Source organism: Micromonospora sp. WMMA1976 (assembly GCF_027497335.1).
Lineage (GTDB): Bacteria > Actinomycetota > Actinomycetes > Mycobacteriales > Micromonosporaceae > Micromonospora > Micromonospora aurantiaca.
The window spans coordinates 6121745-6139983 of the sequence record NZ_CP114912.1 but is presented as its reverse complement, the minus strand read 5'-3'; the positions used below and the strand labels follow the sequence as shown (position 1 = coordinate 6139983).

Annotated in this window: 17 protein-coding genes; 4 read left to right on the top strand and 13 right to left on the bottom strand. The window is 71.8% G+C overall.

Annotation, left to right across the window (positions count from 1 at the left end; genetic code table 11):
- Positions 1-12 precede the first annotated feature (12 nt).
- The 4 genes from O7546_RS28360 to O7546_RS28345 all read right to left on the bottom strand — a co-directional run bounded on the left by O7546_RS28360 (position 13) and on the right by O7546_RS28345 (position 4727).
- Positions 13-780 carry a LytTR family DNA-binding domain-containing protein gene (locus O7546_RS28360; protein WP_013289288.1) on the bottom strand — a complete coding sequence of 256 codons (768 nt, stop codon included), beginning with the start codon at positions 778-780 and terminating at the stop codon, positions 13-15.
- A complete protein-coding gene (locus O7546_RS28355; protein WP_194800354.1) occupies positions 777-2000 on the bottom strand; it encodes a histidine kinase in 1224 nt (407 codons plus the stop codon). The genes O7546_RS28360 and O7546_RS28355 overlap by 4 nt, the downstream gene beginning before the upstream one ends.
- Positions 2001-2033: 33 nt before the next feature.
- The gene (locus tag O7546_RS28350) at positions 2034-3542 is read right to left on the bottom strand and encodes a sugar transferase (RefSeq protein WP_194800355.1); all 1509 of its coding nucleotides are present in this window, start codon (positions 3540-3542) and stop codon (positions 2034-2036) included.
- Positions 3543-3866: 324 nt separating this feature from the next.
- Positions 3867-4727, bottom strand: a complete 861-nt coding sequence (locus O7546_RS28345) for a DNA-formamidopyrimidine glycosylase family protein (RefSeq protein WP_281600243.1) — start codon at positions 4725-4727, stop codon at positions 3867-3869.
- A gap of 24 nt (positions 4728-4751) precedes the next feature.
- Between O7546_RS28345 and O7546_RS28340 the strand changes: the two genes are divergently transcribed.
- From O7546_RS28340 to O7546_RS28330, 3 genes are all read left to right on the top strand, one after another.
- Positions 4752-6002, top strand: coding sequence for a glycosyltransferase family 4 protein (locus O7546_RS28340; protein WP_194800357.1), 1251 nt, complete (start codon positions 4752-4754; stop codon positions 6000-6002).
- A gap of 65 nt (positions 6003-6067) precedes the next feature.
- Complete coding sequence (locus O7546_RS28335) at positions 6068-6352, top strand: type II toxin-antitoxin system Phd/YefM family antitoxin (RefSeq protein ID WP_194800358.1); 285 nt, start codon at positions 6068-6070, stop codon at positions 6350-6352.
- Positions 6349-6741 (top strand): type II toxin-antitoxin system VapC family toxin, encoded by a 393-nt coding sequence (locus tag O7546_RS28330; protein WP_281600242.1) that lies wholly within the window; start codon positions 6349-6351, stop codon positions 6739-6741. The genes O7546_RS28335 and O7546_RS28330 overlap by 4 nt, the downstream gene beginning before the upstream one ends.
- A gap of 12 nt (positions 6742-6753) precedes the next feature.
- Here the strand turns inward: O7546_RS28330 and O7546_RS28325 are convergent, their stop codons facing one another.
- From O7546_RS28325 to O7546_RS28310, 4 genes are all read right to left on the bottom strand, one after another.
- Positions 6754-7476 carry a CDP-alcohol phosphatidyltransferase family protein gene (locus tag O7546_RS28325; RefSeq protein ID WP_194800360.1) on the bottom strand — a complete coding sequence of 241 codons (723 nt, stop codon included), beginning with the start codon at positions 7474-7476 and terminating at the stop codon, positions 6754-6756.
- Positions 7451-8518: an iron-containing alcohol dehydrogenase family protein gene (locus tag O7546_RS28320; RefSeq protein ID WP_281600241.1), complete on the bottom strand. Its 1068-nt coding sequence runs from the start codon at positions 8516-8518 to the stop codon at positions 7451-7453. The genes O7546_RS28325 and O7546_RS28320 overlap by 26 nt, the downstream gene beginning before the upstream one ends.
- Positions 8506-9237, bottom strand: coding sequence for a phosphocholine cytidylyltransferase family protein (locus O7546_RS28315; protein WP_269698176.1), 732 nt, complete (start codon positions 9235-9237; stop codon positions 8506-8508). The genes O7546_RS28320 and O7546_RS28315 overlap by 13 nt, the downstream gene beginning before the upstream one ends.
- A gap of 70 nt (positions 9238-9307) precedes the next feature.
- Entirely contained in the window at positions 9308-9763 is a 456-nt protein-coding gene (locus O7546_RS28310; protein ID WP_281600240.1) for an NUDIX domain-containing protein, read from the bottom strand.
- A 112-nt stretch (positions 9764-9875) separates the two neighbouring features.
- On the opposite strand from O7546_RS28310, the gene O7546_RS28305 reads away from it, so the two are divergent.
- On the top strand, positions 9876-10268 hold the full coding sequence (locus tag O7546_RS28305; RefSeq protein ID WP_135242510.1) for a CBS domain-containing protein: 393 nt from the start codon (positions 9876-9878) through the stop codon (positions 10266-10268).
- 98 nt (positions 10269-10366) lie between these two features.
- On the opposite strand, the gene O7546_RS28300 is transcribed toward O7546_RS28305, so the two are convergent.
- The 5 genes from O7546_RS28300 to O7546_RS28280 all read right to left on the bottom strand — a co-directional run bounded on the left by O7546_RS28300 (position 10367) and on the right by O7546_RS28280 (position 18231).
- Positions 10367-13423, bottom strand: coding sequence for a malectin domain-containing carbohydrate-binding protein (locus O7546_RS28300; protein ID WP_281600239.1), 3057 nt, complete (start codon positions 13421-13423; stop codon positions 10367-10369).
- A 218-nt stretch (positions 13424-13641) separates the two neighbouring features.
- Positions 13642-14685: a glycosyl hydrolase gene (locus O7546_RS28295; protein ID WP_194800364.1), complete on the bottom strand. Its 1044-nt coding sequence runs from the start codon at positions 14683-14685 to the stop codon at positions 13642-13644.
- Positions 14686-14829: 144 nt separating this feature from the next.
- On the bottom strand, positions 14830-15759 hold the full coding sequence (locus O7546_RS28290) for a sulfotransferase (RefSeq protein WP_194800365.1): 930 nt from the start codon (positions 15757-15759) through the stop codon (positions 14830-14832).
- 28 nt (positions 15760-15787) lie between these two features.
- Positions 15788-17401: an oligosaccharide flippase family protein gene (locus O7546_RS28285; protein ID WP_194800366.1), complete on the bottom strand. Its 1614-nt coding sequence runs from the start codon at positions 17399-17401 to the stop codon at positions 15788-15790.
- Positions 17368-18231 (bottom strand): sulfotransferase, encoded by an 864-nt coding sequence (locus O7546_RS28280; protein ID WP_013477472.1) that lies wholly within the window; start codon positions 18229-18231, stop codon positions 17368-17370. The genes O7546_RS28285 and O7546_RS28280 overlap by 34 nt, the downstream gene beginning before the upstream one ends.
- Positions 18232-18239 lie beyond the last annotated feature (8 nt).

Genomic DNA, 18239 nt, shown 5'->3' with positions numbered 1-18239 from the left:
GCGGCCCGGCCCTCAGCGACTCCAGTCCTGCTTCGCGGCACGCACCAGCTTGTCCTTCAGCTCCCGGGTGTGCCGGCGGCTCACCGGCAGCTCGGATCCGTCGATCACCACCACGTAGCCGGAGTTGACCAGCCGCAACTCGGCGATGAGCCGCAGCTGCACCAGGTAGGAGCGGTGGATCCGGACGAACCCGGCGTCGGCCCAGCGCTCGGCCAGCGTCGCCAGCGAGACCCGGACCAGGTGCGACCCCTCCGCCGTGTGCAGCCGAGCGTAGTCGCCCTGCGCCTCCACCCACCGCACCGCCGAGCGGGGCAGCATCCGGGTGGTACCGGCCAGCTCGATCGGGATGGTCGGATCCTCCTCGGCCCGGGCCAGCGCGGCCGGATGCGACGGCACCACCCGGGAGCCGATCACCCGGCGCAGCGACTCGGCCAGCCGCTCGGCGCGTACCGGCTTGCGCACGTAGTCGGTGGCGCCCAGGTCGAACGCGTCCACCGCGCCGTCGTCGTACGCGGTGACGAACACGATCGCCGGCGGACGGGCGAACCGGCGCAGCACCCGGGCCAGCTCCATGCCGTCCAGCCCCGGCATCCGGATGTCGAGGAACACCACGTCCACGTCGTCGTCGCGCAGCACACGCAACGCCTCGGTCGCGTCCCCGGCCGTGTGCAGCCGAGCCACCCGGGGGTCGGCGCGCAGGTGGTACGCCAGCTCGTCGAGCGCGGGCGGCTCGTCGTCCACCGCCAGCACCCGGAGGAATCCGGTGCCGGTGACTGTCACGACGACGCCCGGACGCCGGGGTGGAACTTCGGTACGCGCATGCTGACCTTCGTACCCGAACCCAGGCCGGTCTCCACGACCAGGCCGAACCCGTCCCCGAAGACCGACCGGAGCCGTTCGTCGACGTTCGAGAGGCCGACGTGCTGCCCCGGGTCGTCGGCCGGGTCGCCGGTCGCGCCCGACACCTCGGCGATGCCGGCGGTAAGCGTCGTCGGATCCATCCCCACCCCGTCGTCCTCCACCGTGATGTGACACTCCGCGCCCGCGTCCCGGGCCTCGATGCTCACCATGCCGGTGCCCGGCTTGCGGGACAACCCGTGGCGGACCGCGTTCTCCACGAGCGGCTGGAGGCAGAGGAACGGCAACGTCACCGGAAGCACTTCCGGCGCGATCTGGAGGCGAACCTGGAGCCGCTCGCCGAAACGCGCCCGCTCGATGGTCAGGTAGCGGTCGATCGAGCGCAGCTCCTCGGCGAGCGTGGTGAACTCGCCGTGCGCCCGGAACGAGTAACGGGTGAACTCGGCGAACTCCAGGATCAGTTCCCGCGCCCGCTCCGGGTCGGTGCGCACGAACGAGCCGATCGCGGTCAGCGCGTTGTAGATGAAGTGCGGGCTGATCTGGGCGCGCAACGCGCGTACCTCGGCCCGCGCCAGCCGCTCCCGCGACGACTCCAGCTCGGCCAGCGCGAGCTGGTCACCGGCCCAGTGCGCGGTCTCCAGCGTCGCCTGCACCAGACCCGGGGCCGGGCGCTCGTCGGCCACCGCCACCAGCGCCCCGACCACCCGCCCGTCCGCGCGCAGCGGCGCCACCACCGCGCCGCGTACCGGACAGTCGACCAGGTCGCAGCGCAGCTCCGACTCGCCCAGCACGGTCGAGCGCCCGCCCTCGGCCGCCCGCCGGGCCGCCGCGACCAGCTGGTCACCGTGGTGCGCGCCCTGCCCGTCGATCGCGAGCAACGCGTCCCGGTCCGTCAGCGCCAGCCCGGCCGCGCCGACGAGGGCCCGCAGATGGCGTACGGCCTTCGCCGCGTCCGCCTCGGTCAGGCCGGCGCGCAGCGGCTCGGCGGCGAGCCCCGCGGTGTGCAGCACCTCGTACGTGGCCCGCTGCGTGGCGGTGGCGATGCCCCGCCGGCCGCGCAGCCGCAGCACCGCCCAGAGCGCCGCGGCCAACGCGGTGACCAGCGAGACGACGGCGAAGACGGCGGAGAGGTTGCCACCCACGCAGCGATCCTGCCGGGTGCCGGCCCGGTAGCGCTAGTACGCGCCCTTGCGGGCCAGCACCACGCCCACGGTCCGCCACAGGATGCTCAGGTCGTACGCCAGCGACCAGTTGTCGACGTAGTAGAGGTCGAGCCGGACCGCCTCGTCCCAGGACAGGTCGGAACGGCCGGAGACCTGCCACAGACCGGTCATGCCCGGCCGGACCAGCAGCCGGCGGCGGACGTCGCCCAGGAAGTCGCCGTCGTCGGCGGGCAGCGGGCGCGGGCCGACGAGCGACATCTCGCCCCAGAGCACGTTGATCAGCTGGGGCAGTTCGTCCAGCGACGTGGCGCGCAGGAAGCGGCCCACCGGGAAGACCCGGGGGTCCTGCTTCATCTTGAACAGCATGCCGTCGGTCTCGTTGCGGTCGACCAGGCCGGCCAGCCGCTCCTCGGCGTCGACGTACATGGTCCGGAACTTCCAGACCCGGAACGTCCGCCCCTCGTGCCCCACCCGGGGCTGGCGGAAGAAGACCGGCCCGGGGTCGGAGATCCGGATGGCCACGGCGACGGCGAGGAAGAGCGGGACCAGCAGCAGCAGGCCCAGCCCGGCGGCGACCCGGTCCATCAGGTTCTTGGCCAGCAGCGCCGGCCCGGACAGGGTCGGCTCCTCGACGTGCAGCAGCGGCAGGCCCTCGATCGGGCGGATGTGCACCCGGGGACCGGCGATGTCGGTGAGCTGGGGCGCGACCACCAGGTCGACGCCGGAGCCCTCGAGCTGCCAGGCCAGCCGGCGCAGCTCTCCCGGCTCGGCGCTGGCCGAGCCGCAGACCGCGATCGTGTCGCCGCCGACCTCACGCACCAGGGCCAGGACGTCGCGGCCCGCGTACACCGGGACCGGGGTCTCCAGGCCGCGCGCGGCGGCGTACCCGTCGGTGAGGTGGATGGCCACCGGCACCAGGCCGACGGACGGGTTCCGGGTGACCGTGGTGTAGACCTCCAGGCACTCCGGAAGCGTGCCGACGAGCACCATCCGGTGCCCGGCGTGGCCGGCGCGGCGGCGCAGCGCGTGCAGGCAGGCCCGGGCGATCATGCGGCCGAGCACGATCAGCAACATCGCGCCGAGCAGCGCGAAGCCGACCGTCCACCGGGACAGGGAGTAGGTCTTCGTGGCGAAGGCGATGAACGAGACCGCCGCCGCGACCGCGACGCCGGCCCGGATCACCCGCTTGAACTCGTCCGGGCCGAGGCCCAGGTAGCGCCGGTCGTAGGCCCGGTTACCCCAGAGAAAGAGCAGCCAGCCGAGCGGCAGGAGCACAAACGCCACGGTGTAGAACCACGCTTCGGGCGCGTCCCGGAAGCCGGAGGCGGCCTGCTCGAAGATCTGTACGGCCAGGAAGCTGGCCAGGGCCGCCGCACCGAAGTCGAGCAGCAGCAGGAGGGCGATGTAGGGCCGGTGCCACCGGGACACCCGCCGGCGGGCGCGGGCCCACGCCGACCGCGGTACGCCGTTGTGTGACGGCGGAGTCGGCGGCTGGATCTCAAAGCTGTCGACGTGCCGCACGCTCTTGCTCCGGCCTCTGTCGGTTACCGGGCGCTGGAGGCTTGTCGTCACCTCAACCCATGTCCTCCCGCATGACCCGCGTCCTCACTCGGCGTGAGGGCCCGGGTCGCTCACCGTCCCAGTCTCCCACGCGGGCCCGGCCCGGACCGGCCCCCGCGAGGAAGCCGTTCCGCTGGTGCTCGGTGAGATCTGGCCGGCTCCGAATCAGTTGTGAAGCCGGGGACCGAGCCACTATACCGATGGATGACGGCTCGGGTAGAGGGGCGGACCGGACCTTCGGCGATCGCCGGTCGATTCCGCTCGGTAACCGGCTAATCCGGTTACTCACCGTACGAGCCGGGACAACCTTCGGTCAGCCAGCGGCTTGCCGCCGGTCTGACAGGTGGGGCAGTACTGGAGGCTCGAATCGGCGAACGAGACCTCCCGCACGGTGTCGCCGCAGACCGGACACGGCAGCCCTTTGCGGGCGTGCACCTTCAGGCCCGAGCGCTTCTCGCCCTTCAGCTCCGCGGCCCGTTGCCCCATGGACCGGCGTACCGCGTCGCCGAGCACCGTCCGCGTGGCCGCGTGCAGACCGGCGAGCTGGTCGTCGGTGAGCCGGTCGGTGATCGCGAACGGCGAGAGCCGCGCCGCGTGCAGGATCTCGTCGGAGTACGCGTTCCCGACGCCGGCCAGCACCGACTGGTCGGTCAGCACGCCCTTCACCTGGCCCCGGCGGCTGCGCAGCCGCTCGGCGAAGGTCGGCAGGTCCGCCTCCAGCGCGTCCGGCCCGAGCTTCGCCACGCCCGGCACCGTCGCCGGATCGGTGACCAGGTAGGCGGCCAGCTTCTTCTGGGTGCCGGCCTCGGTCAGGTCGAAGCCGGAGCCGTCGTCGAGGCGTAACCGCACCGCGATCGGGCCCTTGCCGGGCCGCAGCGGAGTCGCCGACGGGAACGCCTCCCGGTAGTGCAGCCAGCCCGCCCGGGCCAGGTGGACCACCAGGTGCAGGCCCTCGTCGAACCGGACGTCCAGGAACTTGCCGTACCGGCCGGCGCCGGTCACGGCGCGGCCGGCGACCGCGCTCGGCGGCGGGTCGTACGTCTTCAGCGCGTTGATCGCGGCGACCTCGAACCGCTCGACGCGGCGGCCCACCGCACGCTCGCGCAGGTAACCGGCGAGCGCTTCCACCTCCGGTAGTTCGGGCACGGTACAACGGTAGCCTTCTTTCCCGTGAGAATCGTGGTGGCGCACAACCGGTACCGGGAAGCCCAGCCCTCCGGCGAGAACACCATCGTCGACGCGGAGATCGCCCAGCTCACCGCCGCCGGCGTGGAGGTGCTGCCGTTCCTGCGCAGCTCGGACGAGATCCCGTCGATGTCCAAGCCGGCCAAGGCGCTGCTGCCGATCTCGCCGATCTGGGCGCCGAAGGCCCAGCACGACCTCGACCGCCTGCTGACCGAGCATCGGCCGGACGCGTTGCACCTGCACAACCCGTACCCTCTGCTCTCGCCCTGGGTGGTGCGGACCGCGCACAGGCGCGGGGTGCCGGTGGTGCAGACGGTGCACAACTACCGGCAGGTCTGTTCCTCGGGCCTGTACTTCCGCGACGGCGTGATCTGCCAGGACTGCCGGGGCCGGGCGCTGGGTGTGCCGGCGATCGTGCACCGCTGCTACCGCAACTCCCGGGCGCAGAGCGCGCTGATGGCCACCACGCTCGCCGTGCACCGCCCGACCTGGAAGTCGGTGGACCGGTACATCGCGCTCACCACGGCGGTCGCTGATCATCTGCGCGACTACGGCATCCCGGACGCTCGGATCGTGGTCAAGCCGAACGCGGTGCCCGACCCGGGCACCCCGGCGCCGGCCGGGAACGGTTTCCTCTTCATGGGGCGGCTCAGCCCGGAGAAGGGCCTGGACCTGCTGCTCTCGGCGTGGCGGCGGCACCCGGTGGGCGCGCTCGGCCCGCTGCGCATCGCCGGTGACGGCGAGCTGCGTCCGCTCGCCGAGGCGGCCGCCGCCGAACGGCCCGACGTGCACTACCTGGGCCAGCTCGACCGCTCCGGGGTACGCGCGGTGCTGGCCGACAGCTCCGTGGTGCTGGCCACCTCCACCTGGCACGACGTGCTGCCCACGGTGATCATCGAGGCGCTGGCGTCCGGGCGGCCGGTGCTCGGCACCGCACTCGGCGGCATCCCGTACCTGGTGGGCGCGGACGGCCCGCGCGAGCCCGCCGGCACCGGCCCGGCCGAGGTGGCCACCGCGGCGCCGGGCGACGGGCGGGTCGCGTTGCCGGCCGGGGTGCAGCGCGGCGAAGCCGGCTGGGTGGTGGCGCCGGAGGTGGACGCGCTGGCCGCAGCGTTGCCGCTGGCCGCCGCCGAGGCGGGAATGCTCGCCGGTCCGGCCCGGTCCCGCTACGAGCGCACCTTCCACCCCGACGTGATCACCAAGCGCCTGATCGACATCTACGCCTCGCTCACCTGAGCGTCGGTCGGTGCGGCCGGCTTGTAGGTACAATCGCGCTGTTGTCGGCACAAGGGAGGTGCGTGGTGAGCACCGTGTCCGTGCGCGAGTTCTCCTACAACCCCAGCGCGATGTTCGCCCGGGTGGAACAGGGCGAGACGATCGAGGTCACGCGGCACGGCAGCGTGATCGCCGTGCTGCTGCCGGGTTCGGGGACGCTGGGCAGGTACGCGTCCCTGGTGGCGAAAGGGGTGATCCGCCTCAAGGCGACCACCACGAGCGACATCGACCGGCTGGCCCGCTACGACGTGCCGCCCGACGTGTCGCCCCTCGAGCTGCTGTTGGCCGACCGCGAGGACGACGAGCGGTGATCTATCTGGACTCGTCCGCCCTGATCACTCTGATCGCCGGCCGTACCTACGTGATGGAACTTCAGGAGTTCCTGGCGAGCCGGGCGGGCATGCCGATGGGAACCAGCTCAGTCGGATTCGTCGAGACGGTACGCACCCTCGACCGGATCGGCGACTACCCGGACGCCATGCAGATGCTGGTACGGAACTTCACCGAGATCCTGGTGACCGAGGAGGTCCGTGATTCGGCGGCTGCCCTGCCCGCCGGCATCCGGACGCTGGACGCGCTACACGTGGCGAGTGCCCAGGCCCTCGGAGATGCGCTCGACACGCTGGTCACATACGACAAGCGGATGTCGGACGTCGCAGTCTCGGTGGGCTTACCGGTCGCGGCTCCCGGCACCGACTAGGTCTCCCGCACCTCAGCGCAGGGAGGCGCGGGCGGAGAAGGCGATGCTCGCCAGCAGGAAGCCGCCGTTGACGACGGTGAACGCCACCATCACCCAGAACGCCAGCGCGGGCGCGAAGGCCAGCACCAGACCGGCCACGAAGATCACCGCGCCGTAGTCGCGGACCAGCTTCACGAGGCGTACCGGGAACGAGGTCGAGGTGACCATGCTGGCCGCGTTCGGCCCCGACTGCATCACCGAGGTCACCAGGTTGACCATCCAGGTGCCCGCGAACACCGCCACCAGCCACACCGGCGTGGACGGGCGCTGCGCCACGGCTGTCGCGCCGATGGCAGCCACCAGCGCGATCTGGGCGGCCACGTCGCAGAGTACGTCGATCCGGGCACCGGCCGCGCTGCCCTGACCGGTCACCCGGGCGAGCTGCCCGTCGGCGCAGTCCAGCGCGTACGCGATCTGCCACGCGACCAGCGCGAACAGCCCCACTGTCCAGGCCGGTACGGTGCCGGCGGCCACGTCGTCGGCGAGCGCCACCACGGTGACCGAGGCGGCCAGCCCCAGCACCAGGTTGGTCAGCGTCAACGCGGTCGGGCGCAACCCCAGGCGCTGGGCGGCAAGCGCGAAGGCCGCCCCGATCCACTGGCTGATCGACTCGCTGAACAGGCCGCCTCCCCGGTTGACCCGGTGGAAGTCGGCGACGGTGGGGCGGGGCTCAGCCAATGTGGTCGCGGAGGGCACCGGCGTAGTCTGCCAGCCGCTCCCGCGTCTCGGTAGACGACATCGTGAGGTGTTCGAGGATGGTGTAGCGGTCCGGCCGGGTGGCCGGCGCGAACTGCACCGCCTCGACGAACTGGTCGTCGGTCAGCTCGACCTCGGCGGGCAGCCGGGGCAGCCCGTGCCGGGTCAGGCAGGCCGCCATCTCGGCGAACCGGCGCTCGTCGCCGCGCAGGTACGTGCAGAACAGCGCACCGAGCCCGGCCAGTTCGCCGTGCGAGGCGGTGCCGGGGAAGAGCGCGTCGATCGCGTGCATGATCTCGTGGCAGCCGCCGCTGCACGGCCGGCTGGTGCCCTCGATCGCCATCGCCAGGCCACTGGAGATCAGCGCGTCGGCGAGCACGGTGACGAAGCCGTCGTCGTTCATGTCACCCGGGTGGTTGAGCACCGCCTCGGCACCTGCGCGCGACAGCGAGGCGGCCAGCCCGTCGACGCGCTCGCCGCGTACCTGGCGGGCGAGATCCCAGTCCGCCAGGGCGCTGATGTTGCTCACCACGTCGCCGATGCCGGCCCGGTTGTGCCGTTCCGGCCCGGCCTCCACGAAGTCCAGATCCACGATCACCGCGATCGGGATGTGCACGCCGTAGGAGCCCTTCAGGCCCTCGGTGATCAGGCTCGCCACCGGGGAGGCGATGCCGTCGTTCGCCAGCGCGGTCGCCACCGAGACCATCGGCAGACCGCGCCGGGTCGCGGCGTACTTGGCCACGTCGATCGTCTTGCCGCCGCCGATGCCGACGACCGCGTCGTACGACCGGGTGCGCAGCTTCGCCCCCAGGTCGTCGGCGGCGTCGAGCGTGCCCCCGGCGACCGTGAACACGTCGGCCGAGCGCAGCGACGGCCGGATCAGCTCGGCGATCCGCTCGCCCTGCCCCGGCCCGACCACCACGGCGACGTCGCCGCCGGCGGAGATCCGCCCGTCGGAGAGGATCGCCGCCAGGTCGGCCACCGCGCCCCGCCGCACGTCGATGTGCAGTGGGGTGAGGACGCTGCGGGCTAGTAGCGGCACGCGATCTCCCGGGCCCGGGCCAGATCGGCGTGGTTGTCGACCTCGACCCAGGAGACGTCACCGATCGGGGCCGCCCGCACCTCGCCGCCGCGCTCCGCGAACTCCTGGTAGCCGTCCTCGTAGTAGAGGTTCGGGTCGCGCCGCCAGGTCGCCTCCAGCGCGTCCGCGAGCGGCACCGCCACCTGCGGCTCGATCAGCGTCGCGCCGATGTACTCGCCGTACGCCTCGCCCGGGTCCATCAGCTTGGTGATGCGGGTGAGCTGGCCGGCGGCGTCGAAGGTGGTCTTCATCTCCTCCTCGGCCAGCGGCTTGAGCGTGTCCACGGCGAGCAGGATGCTTGGGCCGCGCTCGGCCAGCAGCGTCTTCTCCACGCTCACCGGGTGCACGGTGTCGCCGTTTACGAGCAGCACACCACGGGAGAAGTGCTCCCGCGCCAGCCAGAGCGAGTACGCGTTGTTCCACTCCTCGGCCTTGTCGTTGTGGACCAGCGTGATCGTGACGCCGTACTTCTCCTCCAGGGCGGCCTGGCGCTGCCGCACCGCGTCGGCCGCGTAGCCGACCACGATCACGACCTCGTTCAGCCCCACCTCGGCGAGGTTGCGCAGCGCGATGTCGAGGATGGTGGTCTCCCCGTCGACCGGCACCAGGGCCTTGGGCAGGGTGTCGGTGTACGGCCGCAGCCGGCGCCCCGCTCCCGCGGCGAGCACCATCCCGATCATGCCGACACGCTCCTCTTCTCGACCCGATTCCACCCGGCGAGGATATCGCCGGGCGCGGAGCGGCAGTGGTTCAGCCCGTCAGACCGATCGAGCGCAGCGCGGCGAAGCCGTCCTCAGCGATCCGCCGGATCAGCCCGTCGTTGACGTCCCGGTGCTCGTCGAGCAGCGCGATCTCCGACTCCGCCAGCCAGCGGAACTCGGTGTGCTTGCCGACCTCCAGCCGGGGCCGGCTGAGGTCGCCGTCCACCCGGATCAGGAAGTCGGTCTCCACCCGGGTCAGCCCGTCGTCGGCGGTGTAGCGGTATTCCCCGACCAGGCCGAGCACGTGCGACACGGCCCAGCCGGTCTCCTCGGTGACCTCCCGGCGCAGCGCGTCGTCGATCTCCTCGCCCGGTTCGAGGTGGCCGCCGACGATGTCCCAGCAGTTCGGGAAGAGGCGTCGGTCGGGGGATCGGCGTTGGATGAAGATGCGGCCGTCGTCGTCGACGATCAGCGCGCCGGCGCAGCGGAGGGGCTCGGTGGGCACCCTCCGACAGTAGCCATCCGGGCCGTCTCCGGCGATGCCCGTTCTTGTCCCGGTACGCATCGATGGCCCACCATGTCCGTACTCAGTCGCCGTCCCACAGGGGTGATGTGTGATGCAGGTACGGGAAGCGATGTCCAGCGAGGTACTGGTGGTCGGGCCGGAGCACACGCTCCGGCAGGCGGCCCGGATGATGTCGGCCCGCGGTGTCGGGTCGGCGGTCGTGATCGACCCGGACTCCGAGGGAGTGGGGATCATGACCGAACGCGATGTGCTGAAGGCGATCGGCGCCGGGCTCGACCCGGATGTCGAGCGCACCGGGGCGCACCTGACCTGGGACGTCGTCTACGCCGGCCCGGACTGGACGATCGAGGAGGCAGCCGCGGCGATGGCCCGCGGCGGGTTCCGTCACCTGGTCGTGCTCGACGGCCGGGAGGTGGCGGGAGTGATCTCGGTACGGGACCTGATGCGGGTCTGGGCGGGTGAGCACGCGCCGACCCGTACCTGATGTGGTCCGGCGCGAGCGGCGCCGGAGAAAGGGCGATGGCCCGGCCGATATCGGCCGGGCCATCGTCGTATCTGTTCCGTTTCGGTCGTGCCCGCCCGTCAGGGGCCGACGAAGACCGAGGTGCCGCGCCAGTCCACGTCGTCCACGCTCGGACCGCTGCGCACCGTGGCGGAGCCGGTCGGCACGCCGTCGGACCACGCCATCGTGGACAGGTTGCCGGTGCTCCGGGAGACGACGTAGAGCGTGTCGCCGTCCAGGAACAGGCCGCCCGCGTCGGCGAAGGCGGTGGTGCCGGTGACCGTGTTGCGCTCGGCGCCGACGGTGCCGGTGTCCGGCGTGAAGCCGCGCCAGAACAGCGTGCTCTGACCGGCCAGCGAGTAGTAGATCCGGCCGCTGGAGTAGAACATCGCGGTCACGTTCGGCAGCTCCGCGGAGAAGTTGCCGGTCATGCCGGCGTAGGTGGAGCCCTCCGGCGCGGAGCCGGTGACGACCAGGTCCCACTTGGCGTCGTGGTACGGGTCCAGCTTCTTCGGGGTGCCGAACTCACTGCCGTCGAACGAGCGCTTGTAGAGGTCGCCGCCGACGCCGTAGAACAGGTCACCGCCGACCCAGAACGCGCCCTTGATGTTCGACCAGCCGGTGTTGTCGCCGTTCGGCACCGACATCGCGTTGCCGACCGAGGTCGCGCCGTCGTACGTCCGCTTGGTGATGCTGTCGACGGTGGTGGCCGGCGGCACCGGGGGCAGCTTGACGATCTCGATGCCCTGCACCAGCGGGTTCTCCAGGACGCGACCGAAGTCGATGTCGATGTTGCCGTCACTGGTGATCGGGAACGCCCGCATGGTGCCCCGGTTGGTGGCGCCGATCGCGGCGATCGGGTCGAAGTTGCTCAGCTTGACCACACCGTCGATCGACACGTTGAACTTGCGCTTGCCGGCGGTGGCGGTGCCGGACCAGCGGTTCGCCAGGTAGAGACGCACCTGCACCGGCGTGCCGGCCGGGACCGGGAAGTCCCACTGCATGTCCGGCGCGGGCGACTCGTCCCACCGCTCCGCGTTGAACAGCTCCACCGGCGTACCCGACGGCACCGTCCCGTCGAGCGTGGCGTTGGTGGTGTAGCTGGTCACCTGGTTGCCGGCGTTGTGGTACGTGCTCGGCGCGGCGACGGTGTCGGCGGCCCAGGCCGGTCCGCTCGGCGCGGCCAGCTGGTCGCCGCCCGCGTTGACCCGGTAGAGCACGTCGGAGGCGTCCGGCGTGGGCGCGGTCTTCACGATCTCGATGCCGTGCAGCAGCGGGTTCTGCAGCACCCGGCCGAAGTCGATGTCGACGACGCCGTCGCTGACCACCGAGATGGACTGCATGGTGCCGCGGTCGGTTCCGCCCGCGGCGACGACCGGGTCGAAGTCGTTCAGCTTGAGGATGCCGTCGATGCTGACGTCGAACTTGCGGGCACCCGGCTTGCTCGTGCCGGACCAGCGGTTGGCCATGTAGATCCGGACGTCGACCCGGGTGCCTGCGGCGACCGGGATGTCCCACTGCATGTCCGGCGCGGTCGCCTCGTCCCACCGCTCGGTGTTGAACAGCGTGGCCGGCGTGCTCGCCGGCACGGTGGGGTCGAACGTCGCGTTCGTGGTGTAGCTGGTGACCTGGTTGCCCGTGTTGTGGTACGGGCTGGGCTCGGTGGCGCTGTCGGCGGCCCAGTCCGGTCCGCCGTCGGTCGCCGGGATGGCCGGACCGCCGGCGTTGACCCGGTAGAGCACCTCGGTCTGCGCCGCGCGGCCGGCCTGGTAGACGTTGCCCGGCAGACCCTTCGTGCTGGTCGAGTGCGGGGTGCTGCCCCCGTCCAGCGGGAAGAAGGCGATCCGCTTGCGCTGGTAGTCGAAGTTGCCGATGTACTCCTGGTCGCTGCCGAGCCAGAGGCCCTCCTGGGTCACCAGCATCTCGGTGACGCCGTAGCCGCGCGGGTGGCGGCCCGGGTTCCAGGACAGCGGCAGGCCGCTCACCGGGTCGAGCGCGGCGATGCTGGCCCGCGGCACCGCGCCCGGTCCGGCCTTGTCGCGGGCGAGCGGGTTGTTCGACCAGCGGAAGTGGCCGCCGACGTAGATGGCCTTCTCGCTGATGCCGACCGAGAGGAAGGTGTCGCCACCGCTGAAGTTCGTCCAGGTCGGCTTCTGGCCGGCGCCGGTGGCGGAGGTCTCCCAGCGGGCGGCGGAGTCGCAGAGCGTGCCCGGGTACGACGCGCCGGTGGTGACCACCACGAAGTACTTGCTGTCCGGGGAGAACTGGACGTCGCGCACCCACGAGTCGAACGCGGTGTACTTGCAGGCCGCGGAGTAGCCGTCGGTGTTCCAGTCGGCGACGGTCGCGGAGCTCTCACCGAGGTTGATCCGCACGATCTGGTCGTGCACGACGCCGTCGGCCTTCTTGAAGTTGCCGATCACCACGAGGTGCTTGCCGTCGGGGGAGACGGAGAGCTTCTCCACGCCGACACCGGCCGAGGCGCCGTTGTTGGTCGGGGTCCAGTTGTGGTTCTCGGTCAGCGCCACGGTGAGGTATTCGTCCACCGCGCCGGTGGTCGGGTTCAGCGAGGCCAGCCCGTTGCGGTTGATCGTCGCGGTCGCCGTGGTGAAGATGCCGCCGACCAGCAGGTGACCGTCGACGAGCGCGATGTCGTTCACCGTGCCGTTGAACGCCGGGCCCTTGAACCCCTCGACGGGGGTGCCGTCGGCGACGTTCAGCAGCACCAGCTTGCGGAAGTTCTTGTCGCCGACCTTGTTGAACTTGCCGGCGACGTACACCGTGCCGGGGGTCGGTCCGGCGATGATCGCGGTGACGTCGTTGTCCAGCACCGGCGCGAACGCGTTGTCGATCTTGCCGGTCGCCTTGTCGAAGGCGAGCAGTCCGCGGCGGTCGACCGGGGTGGGTGAGGAGCCCCGGTTCTGCGCGTTTGTGAACGAGCCGCCGACGATCACCTTGCTGCCGGCGTCGTGGATGGCCACGACGTTGCCGTCGTTGATGTTCGGCGTCTTGTCCGAGGGCACCTCGCCGACCAACGTGCTGTGGTCGGGCGCGGGCGCCGCCGCCGGTGCGGCCAGCGCCGGCACCGGTGTGAACAAGGTGGCGATGCCGAGCACGGCAGCGCCGAATGCGGACACCGAGCGGTGTCTCAGGATCGAGGAAGCCACAGGCTACTCCGGGGGGAAACGTCGGAGGCGCTGCGATCGTGGTCGGTGCCGACATGAGGCGGGGCGTCACTCGACCGACCGCAGACGTGAGAGCAATACCTTCTCGCATTCGGCCGTCGCCCGTCCACCCGGGTTCGGCCTTTTTGGCCGAGGAAAGGGCCCGGGTCACACGAAAAGACGAGCGACTATCAGTCCCCGGACACGGAGGGTGTTCCTGAGGAAACGCTCAGGTCGGGCATCGGTGGCTGGAAGTACGGATCGGTCGCCATCTCCCGGAAGACCTGCTCGCTCTCCGGGTCGTTGCCGAACGTGCTGTCGTAGATGGGCTTCTCCGTCTGCCGGGCCGCGAAGTAGACCGCCGCCTTGATCTGCGGGTGCTTCTTCAGGTACGGCCCGACCTCGCGCATCCATTCGGCCCGCTGGCCCGGCCGCCCCTCCTGGGTCAGGCCGTACTCGCCGATGATGACCGGTCGCGGGTGCTTCTTGGCGAACGCCATGAAGTGGTCCATCCGGTTGGAGAAGCTGTTCCACTCCGGACTGGGATAGACGTCCGCGCAGAGCCAGTCGACCTGGTCGTCGCCCGGGTAGTAGGCGGCGGCCCGGCGCTGCGGCTCGGCGAACCCGTCCGCGTGCGGGCACCACACCCAGCCCGCGTTGGTGACGCCCATCTCGGCGAAGATGCCGCGGACGTGCTTCCAGGCGGCGACGTAGTCCTCCGGCGAGTGCATGCTCGCGGCCAGGTTCGGCCGGTCCATCTCCCACCGGTAGCGCAGCAGCACCGGAACGCCGAACTCCTTGACGTCCTTCGCGCGTTCCCGGATCAGCGCGTCGTAGACGCCGCTGACTGTGGACCGGGTGTCGGTGCCCTGCCACGAGATCATCTGGAGCTTGCCCCGGGACTGGAACAACTTCTCGGTGGCGCTCGGGAACGGCTCGTTCCACTCGTGGAACATGTGCGCGATGGTGAGATTGCCGCCGGCCGCCTGGTTGAACGCGTCGAACGCCGCGGCCCGCCCGCTGGCGTTGTGGTACTGCGGCTTGACCCAGGTGCCGAGCCAGGCCCCCTTCTCCGGCGGCTCCGGCCCCCATCCGGTGGTGCGGACCGGAGCGGTCCGCGGTGTCACAGTCGGCGGGGGCGGCACCGCCGTCGCCGTCTCGTCGGATCGCTCCGAGCCGATGTCACAGGCCGCCACGGCCGGGGCCAGGAAGGCCAGGCCCAACACGGCAGCCATCGTCAGTCGTAACCGTCGTACCACCGCAACCTCTCCCCAGGACGGTCGCCGGCCACGGTATGGGGGCCCTGACGGATCCGCGTGGGCGGAGAGGCACGCCGGGCCGGGCGGGCGACCCCTGGCACTCTACCTGTGACGCGGCGCTCAGGCGGGGTAGCCGAGTCGCGTCAGCAGCGGCCCGGCCTGAGTCATCACGTCGGCCAGATCCTTTTCGGTCAGTCGCTGCCGCCAGCGGCCCACCGAACCCGGCCGCGCCTTGGCGAAGCGGGCGTGCAGCGCCTCCCGTCCGGCCGGGTCACCGACCTCCAGGAAGTCGGCCACGACCTCGGCCGCCTCGGCCGGGCGGGTGACGACGTCCTCGTACCGCAGGTGCCGCACCCGCTCGGCGGGCAGCTCGGCGAGCTGGGTCAGCGCGCTGCTGGTGAACCGCCGCCACATCCAGGCCGACCGGCCCAGGTCGGAGACCTGCGTGAACTCCTCGCGCCGCTCCGGCTCCACCCAGAACCGGGGCGCGGCGCCCCACGGCGTACCGCCCCGGCCGCTGCGGCCGGTACCGGTGGACGCGGCGTTCAGCCAGGGCTGCTCGGCGTGCGACACCGCTACGTCCCGCCCGTCCCGGTAGACGTGCAGGAAGACCGCGTCCGGGAAGACCTCGGTCAGGAACGGCACGATGAAGCAGTTCTCCGGGTCCTTCTCGGCGAACCGCAGTCCGCCGTGCCCGGACGCGGCGAGCAGCGCGCCGTAGTAGCCGCGGAAGTAGCGGGCCGCCCGCTGCGGCGTCCAGCTTCCCTCGTAGACACAGCGCGCGACGGCCTTCGTCAGGCGCGGCTCGAAGTGGTACGACACGTCCGGCAGCGCGCCGACGCAACTGCCGAGGAACGTGGTGCCGGAGCGCGGGGCGCCCAGGATGAAGATCGGACGCTCCACCTTCAGGGTGAGCCGGCGGCCGCCCCCCTCGACCGGCCGTTCCAGCTCGCGGCGTTCCTTGCGGTCCGCCAGCAGACCGACCGCGGCGAGCTTCGCGGCCTTCACGGTGGACAGGCCGGAGTGCGGGGCGGGGGAGTCGCTTGTCATCGAAGGTCCCATCGGTGCGCAGGATCGGTCAGGACTGGGCGGCCGGGTCCGCCCCGGCCCGGTTACGGCCACGGCGCAGGGACCGCAGCGCGTCGAGGTTCAGGGTGCGCCGCCAGCGCCAGACCCCCGCCGCGTACGCGACCAGCCCGGCGACCGTCACCAGTGCGAGCACGAGCGAACCGGCACCGAGCAGCGTCGCCACGCCGAGCGGCAGGCCCAGCGTCACGACGGCGAGCGCCATCGCGGCCCGGGTACCGGCGCCGAACGGGTGCAGCCGCATCGACCACCAGAGCTGGGTCAGCGGCACCAGGTTGGTGACCAGGATGGAGACGGTCCAGGCCAGGGCCGCGCCGAGGATGCCGTAACGCGGGATGAGCACCACGTTGCCGACCACGTTGAGGACGGTGCCGGTCATCGCGTTGTAGAACGTCCACGCGGTGCGCCCGGCCATGTTGAGCACCATGTCGACCATGCCGCACCCGGTGGCCAGCAGCATGGTCAGCGCCAGCAGCACCACGACCCGGCGGCCGTCGCCGTACCCGGATCCGAACAGCGCCAGCATCGGCGTGGCGAACGCCGCGAAGATCAGGTACGCGGGCCAGGAGAGGATCACGAGCCAGCCGGTGGCGACCTGGTAGAGCTGACCTGCCTCGGCCCGGTCGTTACGGGCGAACGCGGCGGCCAGCCGGTGCTGCACCGAGCTGGACAGCGCGACGCTGGAGAGCTGACCCAGCGCCAGGAACCGGGTCGCGGCCGTGTAGATCGCCGCGTCGGCCGGGCCGCGCAACGCGCTGAGCAGCACGATGTCGAGCCGCTGCACCACGATCGCGGCCAGGCTGCTGACCGCACGGGGCCCGGTGAAGCGCCAGAACGGTCCGGCCAGCTCACGCGCCGGCACCGGCCGGGTCACCTGCCGCCCGGCCCGGCCGACCAGCCGGCTCAGCCAGAACAGCGCGACCACCGCGGCGATCAGGTACGGCACCACCCAGGCCAGCGGCAGCGCGACGGTGGCGGACAGCCCGAGCCAGGCGGCCACCGCGACGGCCAGGAACTGCACCAGCGTGCGGCCGAGCCGCTCCACGGTCAGCAGCGGGCGCATCTGGCCGAAGCCGCGGCAGGCGGCGAGCGCGTAGTCGTTGAGCGCGGCCAGCGGCACGAACGCCAGCAGGATGCGCAGCGCGGTCACCGCCTCCGGCCCGGCCTCCGGCATGGTGGCCCGGGCCAGGGCCGGCGCGGCCAGCCAGCCGGCCAGCCCGAGCAGCGTGCCGACCACGAGCACCGGCAGCAACCCGACCAGGATGGTGCCCCGGATCTGGTCGCGCCGGTCGAGGGTGCGCTGGCGGCTGACGAAGTAGACGGTGCCGACGTCGGTGCCGAGCCGCGCCGCCGACGCGGCGATCATGAACGCGCTGGTGGCGGCGAAGAACATGCCCGCCTCGCGGACCGACCAGCCGCGGGCGATGACGATGTTCAGGCCGAAGCCGGCAACCGCGGCAAGCCCGACCCCGACCAGGTTGGCGAAGCCCTGCCGGGCCGCGCCGCCCAGCCCCGCGCCCGGCCCGGGGGGTGGTGCGGTGAGCGTCGGGGTGCCGCCGGCGTCCGCCCGCGTCACCGCCGCCACGACGGCACGCGTCCCCACCACGTCGCCAGCCGCTCGTCGTACGGCGCGAAGTGGTCCTCCAGCCGGGTCCGCAGCTCCGCCGACATGGGCGAACGGGACCGGGAGTTGTGCTTGCCGAACGCGATGTCCGCCCAGCGGGGCAGCCCGAGGAAGTCGCACACCGCGTCGAAGGAGGGACGCGGGTCGGCGAAGAAGTCGTCGCTGTCGATGACGTGCATGCGGTCCCGGCCGACCAGCGCCTCCAGGCGCTCCAGCTGCTCGATGTAGCGGCCCCGGGCCAGGTACGCGTTGTGCTGGAGGTGCTCGCTGGCGTACGACGCGGAGCTGATCATCCGCTCCCGCTCGCCCGCCGTACGGGACTCCTCCAGCGCGAGCGCTCGCTCGAAGTCCGCCTCGGTCTCGTAACCCCGGGCCAGCTCGTGCGAGTGCGCGGAGTAGGCGCGCTCCACCGGGTCACGCAGCAGCACCAGCAGCTTCACCGAGGGCAGGTCCCGGGCGATGCGCTGCCCGGCCAGCGGGTGGAACATGTAGTACGGGCTGGACTCGCCGGTGATCCCGCGTACCCCGATCTGTGCCTTCACCGCCTCGGCCTTGCCGGTGGTGGGGAAGTGCCCGAGGTACCAGCTCATCCCCCGGTGGTAGTCCATGTCGAAGTAGTGCACGCCCTTGTGGTACGCGGGCGGCAGCACACCGGGATGCTGCGACAGCGTCTTGAACAGCGAGGTGGTGCCGCAGCGCTGCGCCCCCACGATCAGGAATCCCGGCACCATCCGCGAACCGGCGGTCAGCCGGCCGACCGTCCGGCTCACCGACTTCACCGCGCGGAGCGCCTGCTCCTTGGCCAGCGTCACGTCCCCAC

What these genes read in the sequence shown, in the direction of transcription:
- O7546_RS28315 (WP_269698176.1), bottom strand. Translation starts at nt 9,237, where the DNA reads ATGATCGGGATGGTGCTCGCCGCGGGAGCGGGGCGCCGGCTGCGGCCG.
- O7546_RS28295 (WP_194800364.1), bottom strand. Translation starts at nt 14,685, where the DNA reads ATGGCTGCCGTGTTGGGCCTGGCCTTCCTGGCCCCGGCCGTGGCGGCC.
- O7546_RS28305 (WP_135242510.1), top strand. Translation starts at nt 9,876, where the DNA reads ATGCAGGTACGGGAAGCGATGTCCAGCGAGGTACTGGTGGTCGGGCCG.
- O7546_RS28290 (WP_194800365.1), bottom strand. Translation starts at nt 15,759, where the DNA reads ATGACAAGCGACTCCCCCGCCCCGCACTCCGGCCTGTCCACCGTGAAG.